Source organism: Thermoanaerobacter brockii subsp. finnii Ako-1, from assembly GCF_000175295.2.
In the GTDB taxonomy this organism is placed as follows: domain Bacteria; phylum Bacillota; class Thermoanaerobacteria; order Thermoanaerobacterales; family Thermoanaerobacteraceae; genus Thermoanaerobacter; species Thermoanaerobacter pseudethanolicus.
On record NC_014964.1, the window covers coordinates 326,269 to 347,348 of the forward strand.

At 34.4% G+C, this 21,080-nt stretch carries 18 protein-coding genes, 1 tRNA gene and 2 pseudogenes; 16 read left to right on the top strand and 5 right to left on the bottom strand.

The genetic code is table 11. The annotated features are described in order from the left end of the window. Window positions 1-93 precede the first annotated feature (93 nt). Window positions 94-501, top strand: a complete 408-nt coding sequence (locus THEBR_RS01480) for a DUF1284 domain-containing protein (RefSeq protein WP_003867788.1) — start codon at window positions 94-96, stop codon at window positions 499-501. A gap of 6 nt (window positions 502-507) precedes the next feature. Here THEBR_RS01480 and THEBR_RS01485 read toward each other — a convergent pair whose 3' ends face one another. The 4 genes and pseudogenes from THEBR_RS01485 to THEBR_RS01500 form a co-directional block, all read right to left on the bottom strand. Next, complete coding sequence (locus THEBR_RS01485; protein WP_009052995.1) at window positions 508-1,368, bottom strand: ABC transporter permease; 861 nt, start codon at window positions 1,366-1,368, stop codon at window positions 508-510. Next, window positions 1,365-2,267 (bottom strand): ABC transporter ATP-binding protein, encoded by a 903-nt coding sequence (locus THEBR_RS01490; protein ID WP_009052994.1) that lies wholly within the window; start codon window positions 2,265-2,267, stop codon window positions 1,365-1,367. The genes THEBR_RS01485 and THEBR_RS01490 overlap by 4 nt, the downstream gene beginning before the upstream one ends. Before the next feature lie 4 nt (window positions 2,268-2,271). Then, window positions 2,272-3,432, bottom strand: coding sequence for a DUF2275 domain-containing protein (locus THEBR_RS01495; protein WP_012268962.1), 1,161 nt, complete (start codon window positions 3,430-3,432; stop codon window positions 2,272-2,274). 2 nt (window positions 3,433-3,434) lie between these two features. Continuing rightward, window positions 3,435-3,936: pseudogene (locus THEBR_RS01500) on the bottom strand (RNA polymerase sigma factor SigX). A 197-nt stretch (window positions 3,937-4,133) separates the two neighbouring features. On the opposite strand from THEBR_RS01500, the gene THEBR_RS01505 reads away from it, so the two are divergent. The 15 genes and pseudogenes from THEBR_RS01505 to THEBR_RS01575 all read left to right on the top strand — a co-directional run bounded on the left by THEBR_RS01505 (window position 4,134) and on the right by THEBR_RS01575 (window position 19,899). Then, the gene (locus THEBR_RS01505; protein ID WP_013570777.1) at window positions 4,134-5,075 is read left to right on the top strand and encodes a DMT family transporter; all 942 of its coding nucleotides are present in this window, start codon (window positions 4,134-4,136) and stop codon (window positions 5,073-5,075) included. 266 nt (window positions 5,076-5,341) lie between these two features. Beyond that, window positions 5,342-5,632 (top strand): annotated as a pseudogene (locus THEBR_RS01510) (class I SAM-dependent methyltransferase); the annotation flags it as partial. 68 nt (window positions 5,633-5,700) lie between these two features. Then, a tRNA-Glu gene (locus THEBR_RS01515) sits at window positions 5,701-5,775 on the top strand. Between the two features lie 144 nt (window positions 5,776-5,919). Then, the gene (spoIIE, locus tag THEBR_RS01520) at window positions 5,920-8,265 is read left to right on the top strand and encodes a stage II sporulation protein E (RefSeq protein WP_012268966.1); all 2,346 of its coding nucleotides are present in this window, start codon (window positions 5,920-5,922) and stop codon (window positions 8,263-8,265) included. Between the two features lie 161 nt (window positions 8,266-8,426). Further along, window positions 8,427-9,803, top strand: coding sequence for a tRNA lysidine(34) synthetase TilS (gene tilS / locus THEBR_RS01525; protein WP_012268967.1), 1,377 nt, complete (start codon window positions 8,427-8,429; stop codon window positions 9,801-9,803). Window positions 9,804-9,828: 25 nt separating this feature from the next. Beyond that, entirely contained in the window at window positions 9,829-10,374 is a 546-nt protein-coding gene (hpt, locus tag THEBR_RS01530) for a hypoxanthine phosphoribosyltransferase (protein WP_003867797.1), read from the top strand. 71 nt (window positions 10,375-10,445) lie between these two features. Next, window positions 10,446-12,281: an ATP-dependent zinc metalloprotease FtsH gene (gene ftsH, locus THEBR_RS01535; RefSeq protein ID WP_003867798.1), complete on the top strand. Its 1,836-nt coding sequence runs from the start codon at window positions 10,446-10,448 to the stop codon at window positions 12,279-12,281. Between the two features lie 173 nt (window positions 12,282-12,454). Next, window positions 12,455-13,837, top strand: coding sequence for an ATP-binding protein (locus tag THEBR_RS01540; protein ID WP_003867799.1), 1,383 nt, complete (start codon window positions 12,455-12,457; stop codon window positions 13,835-13,837). A gap of 25 nt (window positions 13,838-13,862) precedes the next feature. Further along, a complete protein-coding gene (locus tag THEBR_RS01545; RefSeq protein ID WP_012268968.1) occupies window positions 13,863-15,530 on the top strand; it encodes a formate--tetrahydrofolate ligase in 1,668 nt (555 codons plus the stop codon). A gap of 10 nt (window positions 15,531-15,540) precedes the next feature. Next, window positions 15,541-15,906 carry a hypothetical protein gene (locus tag THEBR_RS01550; protein WP_012268969.1) on the top strand — a complete coding sequence of 122 codons (366 nt, stop codon included), beginning with the start codon at window positions 15,541-15,543 and terminating at the stop codon, window positions 15,904-15,906. 277 nt (window positions 15,907-16,183) lie between these two features. Further along, on the top strand, window positions 16,184-17,734 hold the full coding sequence (locus THEBR_RS01555; protein ID WP_003867803.1) for an acyl-CoA carboxylase subunit beta: 1,551 nt from the start codon (window positions 16,184-16,186) through the stop codon (window positions 17,732-17,734). 12 nt (window positions 17,735-17,746) lie between these two features. Beyond that, window positions 17,747-18,004, top strand: a complete 258-nt coding sequence (locus THEBR_RS01560; RefSeq protein WP_003867804.1) for an OadG family transporter subunit — start codon at window positions 17,747-17,749, stop codon at window positions 18,002-18,004. Window positions 18,005-18,021: 17 nt separating this feature from the next. Beyond that, complete coding sequence (locus tag THEBR_RS01565; RefSeq protein WP_003867805.1) at window positions 18,022-18,420, top strand: biotin/lipoyl-containing protein; 399 nt, start codon at window positions 18,022-18,024, stop codon at window positions 18,418-18,420. 136 nt (window positions 18,421-18,556) lie between these two features. Then, complete coding sequence (locus THEBR_RS01570) at window positions 18,557-19,084, top strand: ECF transporter S component (RefSeq protein ID WP_003867806.1); 528 nt, start codon at window positions 18,557-18,559, stop codon at window positions 19,082-19,084. 47 nt (window positions 19,085-19,131) lie between these two features. Next, window positions 19,132-19,899 carry a type III pantothenate kinase gene (locus THEBR_RS01575; RefSeq protein WP_003867807.1) on the top strand — a complete coding sequence of 256 codons (768 nt, stop codon included), beginning with the start codon at window positions 19,132-19,134 and terminating at the stop codon, window positions 19,897-19,899. Between the two features lie 6 nt (window positions 19,900-19,905). On the opposite strand, the gene THEBR_RS01580 is transcribed toward THEBR_RS01575, so the two are convergent. Continuing rightward, a complete protein-coding gene (locus THEBR_RS01580) occupies window positions 19,906-21,015 on the bottom strand; it encodes a GerAB/ArcD/ProY family transporter (RefSeq protein WP_003867808.1) in 1,110 nt (369 codons plus the stop codon). Between the last annotated feature and the right edge of the window lie 65 nt (window positions 21,016-21,080).

Sequence of the window (21,080 nt, forward strand, 5' to 3'; positions counted from 1 at the left end):
ACCTGAGGGGTGTAAATTTCTTTTCTTTCTTAGGTTACAGTTCAAAATAGCAGTATAATTATTGTTATAATCATGGGATGAGGAGAGATTGAAATGGAGATAAGAGGACATCACTTTTTGTGTATGTTGGGCTTTAGAGGGCTTGGTTATGATGAAAAATTTGTTAAAAATATGGATGAAATTATTAGAAAATTAAATAATGAACAGGACATGTTGATAAAAGTTGTGGATAATGTGGATAATATTTGCGCCATGTGTCCAAACAATGTAGATGGAGAGTGCAAAATAGAGAATTATCCGGGAAGTGTGAGGGAAAAGGATAGGGCTATTTTAGAGGTTCTAGGTATAGAAGTAGGAGAAATATTAAGCTATAAAAAAATTATAAATCGAATTAGAGAAAAAATGACAGAAGAAAAGATGAGAGATATATGTAGGGATTGTGAATGGTTTAGCCTTGGGTATTGTTTAGAAGGGCTTAAAAAGTTAAAAGGCGGTGTGTGACCGCCTTTATAAGTCTCTTTGTGAAAAGCGCTTTGCACCGTAATAGAGGAGAAATACCACGTAGAAAAAGATGTATATGAACATGTAAATACTGGGTTGAGACATGCCGCCAAAGAGTCCTTGTGTCATAAAACTTATCCCACTACTTTGTGTCAAAAGCTCTGCGGTCATTTTTCTATATATGACATCTGTAGGAAGGATGAGGCTTGTAATTATCCCTGCGTTTATAAGGCTTTCTCCGCTTTTTAAGCCAAAGGTACCGACTTGACTTTGTTGCATTGCTGTTCCAATTTGTTCAAGAACACCTCCGACGAGGGCAATTCCATAAGCCATAATAGCTATGATGCCTGTGTTTACAGTCGAAAAAATTGAGCTGGAAGCTATTATAAGGGCTAAAAATACAATCGGTCCTAAGTCGAAGAAAAAAAGTCCTCTTAAAATATTGCTTGCTTCAAAGGTTATTTTAGCCCCCATAAAGATGTTTAAACCTACTACAGACAAAAACATGATGGAGCTGTATATTACAATCATAGTGCCTAACCCTATAAATTTTCCCAAAACCAGTTCATATCTTTTTATAGGTTTCGATAAAACGGCGTATATGGTGCCGCTTTCTATTTCTCCTGATATGGCATTTACTGATGTCAAAACTACAAGAAAAGCCACTATGAAATTTGCGAAAAATAGACCGGCAGACAAAATTTGAGATTGAAAGATGATGTCATATATAGAATCGTTGGGACGCTCAAATATTTTACTTAAGCCGAAGGCATATATGGAAAGGTAGAGGAGGGACAAAAGGGAGACTAATAGAAAAGCCCGTTTTTTTAGCATCTCTTTAAATGTGTATTTTATTATAGTTATCACGACACCTCATCCTTTCCAATTAAGTTTATGAATAAGTCTTCCAATGAAGAAGTTTGAGTATTTAATTGATATAGCTTTGCACCTGCTTCTATTACCATTTTAGCTATAACTGGTATTTTTTCTCTGTCTTCTACTTTAAAAGAGAGTTTACCTTCTTCAAATTGAAATTCTTTTGATAAGCGAGAAATTTTTTCAATCAACTCTGAAGTATAGTCTGATACAATCATTTCTACATGGGTGTGTTCTTTTAATAGCTCTTCCAGTTTTCCTTCGGCTATTATTCGGCCATGGTTTATTATGGCTACTTCATCGCATACCATTTCCACTTCACCTAAAAGGTGGCTATTTAAAAAAACAGTTTTGCCTTGGGATTTTAACTCTTTTATGATTTCTCTTACGTCAATTCGTCCTACAGGGTCAAGGGCTGACGTAGGTTCGTCTAAAAATACTATTTCTGGGTCGTTTAAAAGAGCTATCGCAAGTCCAATTCTTTGCTGCATTCCTTTGCTGTAATTTTTTATCTTTTTATTTTCATGGCCTTTTAGTTTTACCAACTCAAAAAGACTATCAATTTTTTTATTAGGATTTTTTATTTTGTGAAGTTCAGCGTGAAAAGTCAAAAGTTCTCTTCCTGTCATCCAGTCATGATATCTAAAGTTTTCGGGCAAAAATCCTATTTTTTCTCTTGACTTAGGAGTACCTATGGGTTTGCCAAGAATCCAAGCAAAACCAGAGGCAGGGTGAAGTAACCCCACCATGGTTTTTACAAAAGTGCTTTTTCCAGCACCATTTGGACCTAAAAATCCAAAAACCTGCCCTTTTTCTACAGAGAGTGTGACTTCTTTAAAGCCGCCTTTTCCATTAAACTGTTTTGTGAGATTTCGTGTTTCTAAAACCATTTAATCACCTCATTGAATTTGCAATTTGAATTAAGGTATTAATATTTACATCCCTAATCTGTGGATCTGTTTTTTCAGGAGAAGAACTTGTACCGAACATAGACAAGGCATACATTACTCCATTTTCATTCCAAGCAAGTGTAACCGTATCAGGAGAATACTTACTTGTGATTAAGAAGGCTTTGTTGCCTCTTATGTTTATTTCTTGGACGCTTTGTGCTTCAGTGATAGGTATAGGCAAAGTTTCTTTCCAGTTGTTTACATCTGCAATCTGTTTTTTCAAATGGTCAGGTAAAAAGGGTAAGTTAGCCAAAGCATCTATTACTTTATCCACATCTACTCCTTCTGGTACTATCACTTCAGGAGCGTTGTTTATTGAAATGTGTATGCCTCTATAATTTTCTGAAGCATTTTTGTCTTTCATGGAGATATTAACTGTTTTGCCGATGTTTAAAATTACAGGTTTTTTATTGAGTTCTGAAGGGAATAGATGTGTTCCTCCAAATGTTTTAATGAGCTCATTAATTTTGTCGATATTGAGTACAAATTCAAAACCCTGATCTTTTCCTACATAAATGTGTTCTATTTCGAAATTGCTATCTGTCGGGAGCTTAATTTCATAATCCACCATAGATTTTAATTTGTCAATTTCATTTGGGGATACATCATATCCTTCAGGACCTCCATTTTTTAATATTTCTCCATATTCCTTTAAGTCAATATTTTTTATATCTCTTCTGTAAAACTCATTTTGAATTTGCCTCATATCATCAGGAGTTATTGTTATTACCTGCATCTTGTTAAGCCTTAGAAGGTTTAAAAGTTTAGCTTCTACATTTTTAAGGGGTGGGAAAAATACTGAGGCAGCTATAAATGCAATTACAATGGCAGCAGCAATAGCTTTTTTGTATTTTGTAAACATGGCAAAAATTCCTCCTTTTTTATTATTTTCACTCAATTTTTCATTAAAACTTGCCCATGCTTCATTTAAGTCTATATTAGTAGTTTCTAAAGCTTTTGAGGTAAATTCATTTATAGACTTTAATTCTTCTAATTTTTCTCTGCATACATCACAGGTTTTTAAATGTTCTTCAACATTTTTTGCTGTAATTTCATCAAGTTCGTTGTCTATATATGCTTGGAGTGTTCCTTCATCGTAGCACATTTTTACACCTCCTTTTCATATAATTCTTTAAACTTTTTTTGTGCTCTTGCTATGGTTGTGCCGACGGAGGTTTTCTTAAATTCCCAATGATATTGCTATTTCTTCGTAACTATATCCTGAATGTTTAAGTATTAGACACATCATATCTCTTTTACTCATTTTTAGGAGGACTTCTTTCACTTTAGCTCTTTCAAATTTTTTAATTGCTATTTCTTCAGGGTCTTCAAAAAATTCCTCTTGCGTGTTTTTAAAAACTTCCAGTTCTCTTATTTTTGTGTTTTTTTCACTGCGGATATAATTTAAGGCATGATTTATTGCCACTTTGGATAACCAACCTCCTATATTTTCATTGTGACGGGGAGGATTTTTAAAATACTTTATAAAAACTTCTTGAGTAATGTCTTCCGCTTTGAATTCGTCTTTTATCATCCAAGAAATTTGATTTAAAACTTTTGGATAATATTTTTCAAAGATATCTTTGAAACTTTCCTCTATTTTGAACACCTCCCCTATGTCTTTTCACTAATAATAACACATCTAAAGTCAATTTTGTGACAAAAACTTTTCAGACGAAGGGGACGGTTCCTCTTGTCTGAATTTTTCAGATGAAAAGAACCGTCCCCTTCGTCTGGATTTTATTTTTTGTGGGAAGTGCTATATAATTATATCGGTGTTTTTAAAAAGGTGCGGGGGTGTTAAATTTGGAGAGGATAAAGAGTTATTATCCTTATTTAGCAGGAATAGGAATGGCATCAATTTTTGGATTTTCTTTTATGTTTACCTCTATGGGGCTTGATGTAGCTTCTCCTATGGAGCTTATAGCCTATCGTTTTTTACTTGCAGCATTTATGATTACTCTTTTGTGGGTATTTGGAATTATTAAACTTAATTATAGAGGGAAAAATCTGTGGCCATTGTTTTTATTGTCTCTATCAGAGCCTGTTGTGTATTTTATATTTGAAACATATGGTGTAAAATATACATCCTCTTCTCTTTCTGGTTTGATGATAGCTTTAATTCCTGTTGCTGTTACCGCTTTGGCGGCGGTATTTTTAAAGGAAAGGCCTTCTTTGTATCAGCTTTTCTTTATTCTTTTGTCTGTTACAGGAGTTGCTTTTATAATTTTTATGACAGGTGTTGAAAGCCGTAATACGTCAATTATAGGTTTTGTATATCTTTTAGGAGCAGTCTTATCTGCAGCTTTTTACAGTATTTTAGCAAGAAAGTCTTCTTTAGAATTTTCACCTATTGAGATAACCTTTGTCATGATGTGGTTTGCCGCAATTTCTTTCAATCTTTTAAATTTAATTGATAGATTAGCAAAAGGCTATCCTATTTCTGACTATTTCAGGGATTTAACTGATTACAGAGTACTTATTCCTGTGCTATATCTAGGTGTTTTATCTTCTGTTGTAGCGTATTTTTTAAACAATTACGCTCTTTCAAAATTGCCTGCATCTCAAGCTTCAGTTTTTGCAAATTTGACCACAGTAATTTCGGTAATAGCGGGGATCACCATAAGACGTGAAGCTTTTTATTGGTATCATATAATAGGAGCTATTATGATATTGATAGGAGTATGGGGGACAAATTATTTTGGAAAAGTGTCTCAACCGATTATTTCTTCAGAAGAAACACACTGAAATTCTGTATTTACATTACATAGAGAATGTGATATACTTTTAACGTAACCCTATACCATACGGGGGCATATATTAGTCCAAAAAGGATGCGGTATAAAAATACCGCATTTATTATAGAGGAGTGATTTTATTAGTACTTTAATTAGTATAGCATGTTTTTGCGTTTTATTAAAGTACAAAAAGAGAGATAATAAATATAAAAAGTTTTTGAGGTGAAACTATGGAGAGAGATGTAAAAGAAGCTCTAGAAATGTTAGGCAGAGGGAGATGAAACTTTTGAGGTTGTGGCTACATACAATGCCATGCATCACATGAGGAATTATAAAAAGGTACTGGATGAGATGGTGAGGGTCTGTAAAAAAGGCGGTAGTATTCTTATATCCGAATTAAACGAATATGGGAGGAAAGTTGTTGCTGAAAGACACAAAGAGAGAGGAAGCTATCATGAAGCAAATATAAGCATTGAAGATATTGCAAAGTATTTAGAAGTCGAATATGCTTTAATAGGAGAAATAAAAAAGGCAGAAAGGACAGATATTTTTATATCCAAAAAATGACAATTATTAAGGAAAAATTTATCGTTGACAAGACATGAAAATATGATAAAATAAGTAATGTCTTTTGTGGCCCCGTGGTCAAGAGGTTAAGACACCGCCCTTTCACGGCGGCAACACGGGTTCGAATCCCGTCGGGGTCACCATTTAAGTTAAGAAATAAAATGTCGCACAAAGGTGCGACATTATTTTTTATGTCGAAAGAAAAATTACATATATAACAAAAATTAACAAATAAAACCATCACCTTAATGTTATAATTTAGAAAAAACGAGAGGTGGTGGTTTTTTATGCAAAATATAAATATTTTACCTTATAAAAGAGTTATAAAAACTCCCTTTACGGAAAATACACAAAAAAATCTTTATAAAAACATTCAACAGATTATATTATTGTCAATTATAAGCTTTTTTATAGGGCGAGCTGTTATTTTCAATAGTCTTTTGCCTTTCGGCATTGCTTTTTTTGCAACCCTTTTAATGTATAAAAAGCGATATCTTTTAACAGGAATAGGAGTATGGTTGGGAATATTAACTTTACCCAATGTCAATAGTTTTAAATACCTTTTAGTCCTTATTTTGATCTTTTTATTGGAGGGGCTTTTAAAAGTTAAACCTCAAAATATTATTAAAACCTCTTTCATTACTTTTATTTCTCTTTTTAGCACAGGTCTTATCTTCAGCTATATTTATGGCTTTTTGCTTTTTGACATCATAATGAGCCTATATGAGTCTGTCACTGCAATGTTAATGGTTTTTATTTTTAATCACGCTGTTTCATTTATTTTGAATGTAAACAGAAAAATTGTTTCCAATGAAGAGTTGATATCTTTGAGTATATTTATAGTGCTATTTATTTTAGGAATGAATCATCTGAATGTATGGAAATTTACTCTCAATGGGATATTAGGGATATTTATAATACTTTTAGCCTCTTATATAGGTGGGGTTGGAGTAGGAGCAAGTATCGGCACGACTATGGGACTTATTGGGAGTTTATCTTTTTTCCAAATGCCAGTCTCCATAGGGCTTTTTGGATTTGCAGGCTTGTTGGCCGGTAGTTTGAAAAAATTGCATAGAATTGGAGTTATTATAGGCTTCTTAACTGCCATTTTTATTATTACATTTTATGTAACATCAAGTGTGGATATGCTTGTAAATCCTTATGATATTGTGTTAGCTTCTTTAATGTTTGCAGCGCTTCCTAAGAAGTACATAGTAAAGGCGGAGGAAATAGTAAAAGGAAATAAAAATTTAAACAACAGAAATTACAATGAAAAGCTAAAGGAAGTAGTGACAGATAGATTAAAAGAGTATTCTCAAGTATTTGAAGAGCTCTCTAAAAGTTTTAAACAGGTAAATGAAAAGGTACTAGACCACAAAGATATTTCTTATTTGTTTGAGGAAATTGCCAATAAGACTTGTACTCAATGTGTCATGTATAAAACTTGTTGGGACAAGGAATTTTACAATACTTATAAAAGCATGTTTGAATTGATAGAACATCTTGAAAGAAATAGCAGTATTGAAGACAATAAACTTTATAGAAAATGTATAAGATTTTCTGAGCTTATAAGTACAACTAAATATTATTTAGGCATTTATAAAATAAGCATGCAGTGGAGAGAGAGGTTAAAAGATGCAAAAGGGCTGATTGCTACTCAGTTGAAGGGAGTTGCTGATGCAATATCTAATATGGCTAGTGATATTAGCATGAATGTCACTTTTAAAGATGAATTAGAACAGATGATGATGATAGAATTGGATAAAAAGGGCATACCTGTAGAGGATGTGTTAATTTATGACACAGGAGATGGAAATGTTAACGTAAAAATATACAAAAAGGTATGTTTTGCTAAGGAATGTGACAAAAAGATTGCCCCAATTGTGTCTGAAATTATGGGGGAAAGATATGAGAGAAAAAGTAGGTTATGCTCTATAGACCACAATGGAAGGTGCGTACTTACTCTTACAAAAGCAGAGAGTTTGCAAGTTTTGACAGGTATAAGCAGAGTTAGCAAGTCAAAAAACAAGATTTCTGGAGATACTTATTCTTTTATGGATTTAGAAGATGGAAAATACATGGCAGCTTTAAGCGATGGAATGGGGATTGGATATAAAGCGGCTGCAGAGAGCAGTACTACCATTTCTTTGCTGGAGAAATTTATAGAAGCAGGTTTTGATAAATATTTAGTTATTCAAACATTAAACTCTATTTTGGCTTTGCGATCTGCAGAAGAAATGTTTTCTACTGTGGATATAATGTTTCTGGACAAATTTACTGGAGAAACAGAATTTATCAAAATTGGTTCTTGTGCTACTTTTATAAAGAGGGGAAATGAGGTTGAAATTATAGAATCTAGTTCTTTGCCCATTGGCATTTTGGAAGATATAGAGGCAGATATACATGAAAGAAAATTAAAAGATGGAGATTTTGTGATTTTAGTTACTGATGGAGTGTTGGAGTGTTTTGAGAAAGATAAAGAAGTAGAATTTTCAAGGTTAATCAGTGAAATTAACACGAGGAATCCTCAGGATATGGCGGAGGTGTTGATGAAAAAATGTTTGGAATTGTGTAATAATACTCCAAAGGACGATATGACAATTTTGGTTTCAAAGGTATGGAAGAAAATATAAAAATTAATAAATTGGAATAACCCTTCCACAATGTGGAGACAATATATCGAGGTGATTAAAGGAATACTTTTGTGGAGGGGTTTTTTAGGTTTGATTTAGAAAGGAGGATATTATATAATCATTATATAACATGAGTATATATCGTTATAAGGGGTTAAGAAATGATTGATAAGGTTGTTTCTACAATTAAAAGGTATAAAATGATTGAGACAAATGATAAAATTGTAATGGGGGTTTCCGGTGGACCTGATTCTTTGTGTATGCTGGATATTTTATACAATTTAAAAGATTTATTTAATCTTAAGTTGTATATAGTACATGTTAATCATATGATAAGAGGAGAAGCAGCTAAAAGGGATGCGCAATTTGTTGAAGATATGTGTCGCAAATTGAAACTCCCATTTTTTTTATTTGAAAAAGATGTAAAAAAAATAGCCAAAGAAATGGGATATTCAGAAGAAGAGGCTGGTCGATATGTGAGGTATCAGGCTTTTGAGGAAGTATTAAAAGAAGTTAAGGGTAATAAAATAGCAGTAGCTCATAATAAAAATGATGTAGTGGAAACAGTTTTTTTAAATTTAATAAGAGGTTCTGGAATGGCTGGCCTCATTGGAATAAAACCGGTAAATGGAAATATAATAAGGCCTCTCATTGAAATAGAAAGGGAAGAAATAGAGAAATACCTTAAGGAAAAAGATTTAAAGCCGGCAATAGATTTTACAAATTATGAGGATTTATATAAGAGAAATAAAGTAAGACTTAAATTAATTCCCTTTATAAATGAAACTTTTGAAGTAGATATAATAGAAAATATCTACAGGATGGCAAAAATTATTTTAGAGGAGAATGACTATTTAGAAAAAGAGTGTGAAAAGATTTTTAATGAGGTTTGCTATTTTAATCAAGAGGAAATTTTTGCTGATATAAAAAAACTGAAGACACAGCATCCTGCTATTCAGCGGCGCTTAGTTAGGCTTATGTACCAAAAATTAAAAGGAGATATTTATGGGTTAGAATACATCCATGTAGAGGATGTTTTAAGCCTTTTAGACAAACCAACTTCCTCAAAAATTGATTTACCCTTTGAAATTGAAGCTTTAAAAAGCTATAATAATCTTATAATGAGAAAAGTAAAAGAAAAAGAGGTCAAGACTTTTTGGGCAAAATTAAATATTCCTGGAATTACTAAGATATGTGGTATTGGTCAATTTAAAACTGCTGTTTTAGCTATTGATGAGGTAAAAAAACTCAACATAGGAAAATACACGAAATTTTTTGACTATGATAAAATACAGGGAGATGTAATAGTTAGAAATAGGCAAGCAGGGGATATTTTTTCTCCTCTTAACTTGGGGGGGAGTAAAAAATTAAAAGAATTTTTTATTGACGAGAAAATACCCCGCGAAATAAGAGATAGCATTCCTTTATTAGCCATAGACAATGAAATTGTGTGGGTTGTAGGTTATAGAATGAGTGATAAATTTAAAGTAGATGAAAATACAAAAAAAGTCCTTGTGATAGAGTATACCAAAGGATAAAATAAAAAAAGAGGAGGTTAAATTTATGTCGAGTCCAACACAAGATATACAGGAGATTTTGATTACGGAAGAGCAATTAAAAGAAAAAGTGAAAGAGTTAGGACAAATAATTACAAAAGACTACCAAGGGAAAGACCTTGTCCTCCTTGGGGTTTTAAAAGGAGCAATAATGTTTATGGCAGACTTATCTCGTGCGATAGATTTACCTTTATCAATAGATTTTATGGCAGTCTCCAGTTATGGTTCTTCTACTCAGTCTTCTGGAATAGTAAAAATAATTAAAGACCATGACATAAACATTGAAGGGAAAGATGTGCTCATAGTTGAGGATATTATAGATAGCGGTTTAACACTTTCTTATTTAAGAAAGACTTTATTAGAAAGAAAACCCAGAAGTTTAAAAATTTGCACTATTTTAGATAAACCTGAAAGAAGAGAAGCAGACGTTAAAGTAGATTATTGTGGATTTAAAATTCCTGACAAATTTGTAGTTGGTTATGGATTAGATTTTGATGAAAAATACAGAAATCTCCCATTTATAGGGGTTTTAAAGCCAGAGCTGTACAAATGATTTGGTTTTTTAAAGGAGATATGATATTATAGATTAAAGGTAGTTGGACTTGTTTGAAGGAGGGGCCTTATTTGAACGATAATAACAAAATAATTAGAAGCATGGTGCTCTATTTATTAATATTTATAGCTATTTACGCAATGGTACAATTGTATTCTCAAAGCACCGAACCAATAACCGATATTGATTACGGACAGCTAATAAAATACATTGATGCCAATCAAGTAAAAAGCATTACCCTTGTGGGTAATGATGTTAAAGGTGTATTAAAAAATGGTACCGAGTTTAAGAGCCGTGTACCAGATGTAACAAACTTTATGAGTTTTGTAAATCCTTACATTTTACAAGGAAAACTGGATTTTAAAAGTGAGCCGCAAGTAGGCCCGCCATGGTGGGTACAAATGCTTCCTTCTCTCTTTTTAATCGTAATTTTTATCATATTTTGGTATATTTTTATGCAACAGGCACAAGGTGGGGGAGGAAGCAAAGTGATGTCTTTTGGCAAAAGCAGAGCCAGAATGATTACAGACAAAGATAAAAGAGTAACTTTTAATGACGTGGCGGGAGCGGATGAAGAAAAAGAAGAACTACAAGAAATTGTTGAATTTTTAAAATATCCCAAAAAGTTTCTTGAGCTTGGAGCCAGAATACCTAAAGGGGTTCTTTTAGTAGGGCCTCCAGGTACAGGAAAAACTCTTCTCGCAAAAGCTGTAGCAGGAGAAGCGGGGGTACCGTTTTTTAGCATCAGCGGTTCCGATTTTGTGGAGATGTTTGTCGGTGTAGGTGCTGCGAGAGTAAGAGATTTATTTGATCAAGCCAAAAAGAATGCGCCTTGTATTGTTTTTATTGATGAAATAGACGCAGTAGGAAGGCAAAGAGGTGCGGGTTTAGGTGGCGGACATGATGAAAGAGAGCAAACACTAAACCAGTTGTTAGTTGAAATGGATGGTTTCAGTGTCAATGAAGGTATAATTGTGATTGCCGCAACAAACAGGCCAGATATATTAGACCCTGCTCTTTTAAGACCAGGAAGATTTGATAGGCACATTACTGTTGGTATTCCTGATATAAAAGGAAGAGAAGAAATTTTGAAGATACATTCAAGAAATAAGCCATTGGCTCCAGATGTATCATTGCAAGTATTGGCAAGAAGGACGCCTGGGTTTACTGGGGCCGACCTTGAAAATCTTATGAATGAAGCGGCTCTCTTAGCAGCAAGGAGAGGGCTTAAGCAGATAACTATGGCGGAGTTGGAAGAGGCTATAACGAGAGTAATAGCAGGACCTGAAAAGAGAAGCAGGATTATGTCTGAAAAAGACAAGAAATTGGTGGCATACCACGAAGCGGGGCATGCTGTTGTAGCAAAGCTTTTGCCAAACACTCCTCCTGTTCATGAGGTAACGATAATTCCGAGAGGCAGAGCTGGAGGCTATACTATGCTTCTTCCCGAAGAAGATAAATATTACATGTCAAAATCTGAAATGATGGATGAGATAGTTCACCTTTTAGGTGGACGTGTGGCAGAGAGTTTAGTGCTAAATGATATAAGTACAGGTGCACAAAATGACATTGAGAGAGCTACAAATATTGCAAGAAAGATGGTTACAGAGTATGGCATGAGTGAAAGGTTAGGGCCCATGACTTTTGGTACTAAAAGTGAAGAAGTGTTTTTAGGGCGGGATTTAGGAAGAACAAGAAATTATAGTGAAGAAGTAGCTGCAGAAATTGATAGAGAGATAAAGAGAATAATTGAAGAAGCGTATAAAAGAGCAGAATCATTGTTAAAGGAAAATATTGATAAACTCCACAGAGTAGCAAAAGCTCTTATTGAAAAAGAAAAGCTTAATGGGGAAGAGTTTGAAAAAGTCTTTAACGGAGAGGATATAGAAGGGGTGCAGTTTGCATAAAACACCAAATAATGTATAAGTCTTTGGACTTATACATTATTTTTTTAAAAATTTTTAGTTAACAATAAAAAAATTATTGACAAAAAGGAGGATTTTTCTACTTTAATGTCTAATTATATTAGTGGGACTAAGGCTTTTGAACGAAAGATAAGGGAGATAAAAGGGGGACAGTCATGAAAGTGAACAAAGCTTTTGCTACAGATAAAAATTCCTTGCAGTGGATATGCAACCTTTTAGATAATTCACACGATTTTTTTGTCTTAAAAGATTTAAATGGTAAGGTAGTTCATGTAAATAAAAGACTTCTTGAAACATTAGGCTATACCGTTGATGAGTTAGATAATTATGATTATTTTTTTTACCATATATTAAAATACAAAGAAGTAGGACCGTACGAAGATGGTCTTATCATAGAGCTTACGGCAAAATACAATATAAGAATGTCTTTTAGCATAAAATTTAGTCCTATAGCTAACAGTGTTGGTGATAAAATAGCTTTTTTAGGGTTTGTGAAGTTGCGAAGCTATTGTAAAGAAAAACCTGAAGATTATTTTAACTTCTTCAAACATCCAAATGACGTAATGGATATGACAGAGGAAGGTGTTGTGATAGTTGATAATAGGTTTAACGTGGTCTATGTGAATAACAGGACATGTGAATTATTTGGCATTAAATATACAAAATTCATAAATGCAAAGTTTATGGACATTATAAAAAAATACAAACCGGATGCTTCAGAAAATAATTTAATTAACGGAGAAAAAATTGTAATCCCATTGAAAGGGAGTTTTGACGAAATAGTGCTTTTGCTTAAGTATGGGAAGTTAAACAGTGGGCATTGGAAAACTATTATTGTGAAAAATATAACTGAAGACTTAAAATATCAAAAATTAATTGAGCAAACGGAAAAATACACAATTGCTGGTGAATTTGCTGCCACAACCATTCATGAAATAAAAAATTCTTTAACTTCTATAAAAGGCTTTATACAACTTCTACAAGCTAAACATAAAGAAAGTTCTACTTACTATGAGACTATTTTAGATGAAGTGGACAGAATATTAGCTTTAATAAAAAATTACCTTGGTATAGTTAGAAGCAATGAAGAAGGAGAAACTGAAATAGACATAAATGGCGTTATAAATCAATATTTACTTCTTTTTGAAGCAGAAGCTGTTCGCAAAAAAATTAAAATAGAAAAAAGGTTTGGCGATGTCCCTCCTATAAAAATGGACAAAAATCATCTTAAGCAGCTTATTCTAAATGTAGTTCAAAATTCTCTTCATGCCATTGGGGAGAATGGTAAAATAATATTAGATACAAGATATTACACTCTCAAAAAGAGGGTGGTAATAAGAATTGTTGATAATGGAGGTGGTATAGAGAAGAAATATTTAAAAAAAGTTATTGAGCCCTTGTTTACAACTAAAAGAGAAGGAACAGGCCTGGGACTTGCAATTTGCAAAAGTATTGTAGAATTGTACAATGGTGATATTAAAATTTTTAGTAAAAAAGGCAAAGGTACACTTGTAAAAATAATTTTAGGTGAGAGATAAAAATAAAAGCTGGAGGGGAAAATTTATGAAATCTGATATTGAAATAGCTCAAGAAGCGAAAATGCTACATATAAGGGAGGTTGCAAAAAAGTTAGACATTGAGGAAGACTACCTAGAATACTACGGCAAGTATAAAGCAAAAATTTCTCCTGCGTTATCGGAGAAAATAAAGGACAGAAAAGATGGTAAGCTTATTCTTGTCACAGCGATAACTCCCACCCCTGCAGGCGAGGGTAAGACTACACTTACTGTAGGATTAGGACAGGCTCTTGCTAAAATAGGTAAAAAAGCCATGATAGCTTTAAGAGAGCCCTCATTAGGACCTTGTATGGGAATAAAAGGTGGAGCGGCTGGGGGAGGATATTCTCAAGTTGTACCTATGGAGGACATAAATTTGCACTTTACAGGAGATTTACATGCGATTACTGCTGCTCATAATTTATTGGCTGCTATGATTGACAATCACATCCATCATGGAAATGAACTTAATATTGACATAAGGGCTATTACATGGAAAAGAGCTATGGACATGAATGATAGGGCTTTAAGAGAAATAATAGTAGGGCTTGGAGGAAAAGCAAATGGCTTTCCGCGGCAAGACGGATTTATAATAACAGTTGCCTCAGAAGTAATGGCGATTTTATGTCTAGCTCAAGACTTGATGGATCTGAAAAGAAGAATTGGTGATATAATAGTGGCTTATGATAAAGATGGCAATCCTGTAACTGCAAGAGATTTAAAAGCCGATGGAGCTATGACAGTCTTATTAAAAGATGCTATAAAGCCTAATTTAGTACAAACGATTGAAAACGTTCCAGCATTTGTTCACGGAGGACCTTTTGCAAATATTGCTCATGGATGCAATAGCTTAATTGCCACTAAATATGGTTTAAAATTGGCAGATTATTTGGTCACAGAGGCAGGCTTTGGTGCGGATTTAGGAGCTGAAAAATTCTTTGACATAAAGTCAAGGTTTGGAGGACTAACACCCAATGCAGCCGTCATAGTAGCGACTGTAAAAGCTTTAAAGATGCATGGAGGAGTTAAAAAGGAACACTTACAAAAAGAAGATGTGGAAGCAGTAAGAAGAGGAATAGAAAATCTTGAAAAGCAAGTTGAAAATGTGAGGAAATTTGGAGTACCAGTGGTTGTAGCTCTCAACAGGTTTGTTTTTGATACTGAAAGGGAAATTGAAGAGGTAAGAAAGGCCTGCGAAGAAATGGGAGTAGATATGGCAGTAGCGGAAGTTTGGGAAAAAGGAGGGGAAGGCGGAATAGAGTTAGCTGAAAAAGTTGTGAAAGCTTGTGAGACACCTTCCAACTTCCACGTTTTGTATGATGAAACACTTCCAATTAAAGATAAATTGCACATAATTGCAACAGAAATATATGGAGCTGATGGAGTAGAATATACTGCTTCTGCTCTTAAAGATATAGCAAACCTTGAAAGACTAGGCTTTGACAAGATGCCAATAGTTGTAGCAAAAACTCAATATTCTCTTTCAGATGACCCAAAACTTTTAGGCCGTCCGAGAGGGTTTAAGATAACAGTAAGAGAATTGAGAGTTTCAAGAGGTGCAGGGTTTATTGTGGCTCTGACAGGGGATATAATGACAATGCCAGGACTTCCAAAACATCCTGCAGCAGAAAACATAGACATTGATGAAAATGGAAGAATAACAGGGCTGTTTTGAGGGAGTGTAGATGAAAAAAGAAATATTAGATATACAAAATTTGTCACAGGCGAAAAAGGAACTTAGCCAAATAAAAGCTGAAGAAATTTCTATAGATATTATGGCGCCAAAAGCTGTTTTTAGGGTTGTCAAGCTGTTTGATGTACATCCAGCAGCTGCTAACATAATAAAACAGGAGATGTTAGCTATAGGAGGAGAAGCAGCTGTAGCAAGAGGTTGCGTCAATATGAGCGTTGAAAAATCTGACGTTATTATAATGGGAACATTAAGACAATATCAAAGGCTTTTGGCGAAACTTAAAATGCAAAAGGGCTATTTTGGGCTTAATGAGGTTGTAGAAGAATTAAAAAGTGTTATTGAGGAAATGTCTAGATAGGCGGCAAAGAGGCTTTTTCTTTGGCCGCTTTTTTACGGGAAAAAATTTCAAATGAAAAGGTAAACATTTGTTAAAAATTTATGTTATAATGTTAAGGGGAAAATCAAAGGAAGGTGTTTTATGGTTGACAAGGAAGAATTAGAAAGTACTTTTGGAACTTTGTCAAAGGGATTAAATTTATTGTGTATTTGGGAAGTATGTGGTATATTATTTTAGTAGGTACTAATAATAACTGCTACTATTCGGTCGCAGTGAGGCTGTAAGGAGGTATAATTGTATGAGTGTTCATGATATGATAGAAGAGCTAAAAAGAAGAAGAGAAAAAGTTTTAGAAGGTGGAGGGGCTAAAAGAATAGCTGCTCAGCACGAAAAGGGTAAATTGACTGCAAGGGAAAGGATACATAAGCTTCTTGACAAGGACAGTTTTGTAGAAATAGACCCTTTTGTAGAGCATCGGTGTTATGACTTTGGGATGGAAAAGCAAAAATATCCTGGAGAAGGGGTTGTGACAGGTTACGGTACGATAGACGGAAGATTGGTATATGTATATGCGCAGGACTTTACTGTGTTAGGTGGGTCATTAGGAGAGTACCATGCGAAAAAGATAACAAAAGTTATGGATATGGCGATGAAAATGGGAGCGCCTATAATAGGGCTTAACGATTCGGGGGGTGCTCGCATACAGGAAGGGGTGGATGCTCTTTCTGGGTATGGAAACATATTTTACAGGAATACTTTGGCCTCCGGTGTCATACCGCAAATATCGGTAATAATGGGGCCGAGCGCTGGGGGAGCCGTGTATTCACCGGCATTGACAGATTTTATTTTTATGGTAGACAAAACTAGTCAAATGTTTATAACAGGTCCACAAGTTATAAAAGCTGTAACTGGAGAAGAAGTTACTCCTGAAGAATTGGGAGGATCAATAACTCACAATAGATTAAGCGGTGTTGCTCATTTTAGGGGTCCAAATGATGAAGAAGTTCTTAAGATGGTGAGGAATTTATTGAGTTATTTACCTTCTAACAACTTAGAAGACCCACCACAATACGAGACAGGGGATAATCCCAATAGAGTTTCTCAAAGACTTATGGAGATAATTCCAGACAATCCTAATAAGCCTTATGACATGAAAGAATTAATAAGAGAAATAGTCGACAATGGAGAATTTTTAGAGTCACAAGAGATGTACGCAGAAAATATCATCACAGCTTTTGCAAGACTTAATGGAAAGACAATAGGAATTGTTGCAAATCAGCCAAGAGTATTAGCAGGAGTACTTGACATAAATGCTTCTGACAAAGCGGCCAGATTTATTCGTTTTTGTGATGCTTTTAATATACCTATACTTAGCATAGTGGATGTGCCTGGATTTTTGCCAGGGACAAATCAAGAATATGGTGGGATAATAAGACATGGGGCAAAAATGCTTTACGCTTATTCTGAGGCTACTGTTCCTAAGGTTACTTTGATTGTAAGGAAGGCTTACGGTGGGGCTTATCTTGCTATGTGCAGCAAAGACTTAGGGGCTGACATGGTGTTTGCATGGCCTACGGCAGAGATTGCGGTTATGGGACCAGAAGGAGCAGCTAACATAGTTTTTAAAAATGAAATCAATGAGGCAGAAAATCCTGCAGAAGTGAGGCAGCAAAAGATAAATGAATACAGAGATAATTTTGCAAATCCATACAGAGCTGCAGCTCGTGGCTATGTAGATGATGTAATTCTTCCTTCTGAGACAAGGCCAAGACTCATATCAGCTTTTGATATGTTATCTAGCAAAAGAGAGAGTCGTCCTCCTAAGAAACATGGCAATATACCTCTGTAAGGTGGTGCTTTTATGGAAGGGTTTTTGGAGTTTTTGAAGAAAATCTTTAATAATAAAGAGGAAGAGAAAGTAAAGAAGGAAGAAAAAATAGATAAAAATGGAGAAAACGAGGAGGAAACTGAGCTTGTTGCTGCGATTACAGCCGCAGTTGCTTTGTATTTACAAGCCGATGTTAGTAGTTTTTACGTAAAGTCTATAGTGAGACTTCCAGAGACTGCTCCTGTTTGGGCTAAAGTAGGGCGGCAGGAGCAAATGAGAACAAGATTGTAACTGAAGGAGGGATTTCTGTGAAGAAGTTTAAAGTAACAGTAAATGGAAAAGTATATGAGGTTGAAGTAGAAGAGATAAAAGATAAGGATGAAATTTCAAACATAATACAAACGGCAACTGTTTCACAGCCTAAAGTGACTGCAACTCAGGCGACTTTCCAGCCAGTTTCAAAAGCTGAAGCGCCTTCTTCGGCAGATAAAGGTTCTAAAATAATTTCTGCCCCTATGCCAGGCACAATTCTTGATGTGAAAGTTAAAGAAGGTGACAGGGTAAAGCGGGGAGATGTGGTAGTAATTTTAGAGGCTATGAAAATGGAAAATGAAATAATGGCACCTGAAGAAGGAGTTATAGCAAGCATACATGTTTCTAAAGGCTCTTCCGTAAACACAGGGGATGTGCTTGTGACTATGAATTAAAAAATTATTGATGAGTAAGACTTTTTTTGGTAAAATAAAATTGCGGGTATCGTCTTTGAACCTGACATGATAATTAAATAATTAAATGGAGTTCGGAACGGTATCCTGAAAAGGAACCGGAACGGAGGTGAGGAAAGTGCAAATTAAAGCGACAAGAGAAGGGAAAGCGGCAAAAATTTCTTTGAGGCAGATAACTGTAGCAGGAATGCTGGCTGCGATATCCATTGTTTTATCTACAACCATTTTAGGGTACATTCCTTTAGGTATTGCTAATGCTACTACAATGCACATACCAGCAATTATAGGAGGAGTATTAGAAGGACCTATTGTAGGAGCTTTTATAGGTTTGATTTTTGGATTGACCAGCTTCATAAGGCAAAACACTCCTCTTTTTGCGGACCCTGTAATTGCTATATTGCCCAGGATTTTTATAGGGGTTGTGGCATATTATTCTTATAAGTTGACTAAAAATGTTGGTATTGCAGCAGCCGCAGGCACGTTGACAAATACCATCGGAGTTTTGGGCTTAGCAGTGCTTCTAAAATATCTGCCGCTTAAGGTTGCATTATTTGTAGCTTTAAAAAATGGCATATTTGAAATTATTGTCGCTGTGATATTGACAACAATGATAGTAAAGTCTTTGAAAAAAGTGTATGATAAATAAATATAAAAGCAGGCATTTGCCTGCTTAATTTTAAGAAGGTGATGATTTTGCTTTTAGTCTTTGACGTAGGGAATACCAACATTGTAATGGGGATTTACAAAGGGAAAAAGCTTCTACATTCTTTTAGAATATCTACCGAAAAAAGCAAAACCTCCGATGAATATGGGATGTTGATAAATCAGTTGTTTGAGTACAATGGTCTGAAGCTTAAAGATGTAGATGCGGTAATAATTTCTTCTGTTGTACCTCCTATTATGCATACACTTGAATCGATGACTATAAAATATTGCAATACAAAGCCTTTGATTGTGGGACCAGGGATAAAGACAGGCATAAATATAAAGTATGATAATCCCAAAGAAGTAGGTGCAGATAGGATTGTAAATGCTGTTGCCGCATATGAAATTTACGGAGGACCAGTCATAGTAATAGATTTCGGCACAGCTACTACTTTTTGTGCAATTTCTAAAAATTGTGAGTATTTAGGTGGAATAATTGCCCCTGGATTGGCAATATCTGCTGATGCGCTTTTTCAAAGGACTGCTAAACTTCCTAAAATCGAACTTACAAAACCGTCTACTGTTATTTGCAAAAATACAGTGTCTAGTATGCAGTCAGGTATTATATATGGACATGTTGGTATGGTGGATTATATAGTAAGCAGAATGAAAGAAGAATTTGCGCCAAACGCTTATGTGGTAGCGACAGGTGGTTTTGCAAGGATGATTGCAGAAGAGTCAAAAACTATAAATACGGTGAATGATATGCTCACTTTGGAAGGTTTAAGAATAATCTATGAGAGGAATGCAGATTAATTCCTCTCATTTTATTTTTCTGATTTTCGCAATGATATAAAGAACTATAGGGAAAAATACTTCAAACCAAAAGGCTTCAAAAGGGAAACACCTCTGTATGTAAGTGTACAATCCATCTAAATTTTCAGATACATTTTCTGCTAAGGGGATTAACAAAGTAGCAAGGGGTAATAGAATAAAGCGATAGTCTGGGGTTTTTATTGTTTCAGCTAATCCTTTTGCAAAGAGATAAGTAAATATTACAATTTTAAGATAAATTCCCATTAACCACATTGCCATTACCAATGAATCAAACCGCTGTATATAATCGCTAATTCTTATATTTCTCACCATTTCCAAAGCTGTAAATTGAAAGTTTGATGCAGTTTTTGCTCCAAAAATTCCTATTGCTAAAACTCCCAACATCATGCTAAGAGCTAATATTCCAAGGCTTATTATTCCTCCTTTTAAGGCTTTTTCTTTTTTAGAGATATGAGGGAATATAAAAAGTATTATTACCGTTTCAAGCATATAAGAGGTAATGAGGATTGAACCTATTATGGGAGGTTTTATCCCGTTTTCGAGTATTGGGAGAAAGTTTGCCATCTTAACTTTTGGAAGGGCCAAAGTGATCACAAATGCCAAGAGGAGCATTCCAAAAGGAAATAAAAGTTCATTTAATTTAACAATTGCTAAAAAACCTTTTGATACAGTGTACATTACTGATATTATCAAGACTACATAAAAAACCATTGGGGGAGTATGAGGCATAAAAGCATTGACCATAATCTCTATTAATTCTCTCATTACTAAAGAGATACCGTGTAAGATAAATAACAAATAAAGCGAAGCTATTATTTTTCCTATAAATTTTCCTGTTATTTTATCTACATAGGAAAATAGCATTTCTTCTTTAAAGACCATTGCCAGTTTATAATAAAAAACAAAGACAATGCTAGAGGTTACAAAAGATATCACCACAGAAATCCAAGAGTCTTGTTTTGCGGCTAATGCCACAAAAGAAGGCAAAAAGACGTCTGCCGTTGATAGGACAGTTGTGACCAATAAAAATATCATTTGTTTTGTAGAGATTTTCTTTTCTGAAGTCCTTTCATATTGTCCTGTTTCTTTAAACATATCCGACTCCTAAACGTATTTTTTTTTATTATTTATCTAAAGCCAACATAATATTCTAAAAAAAA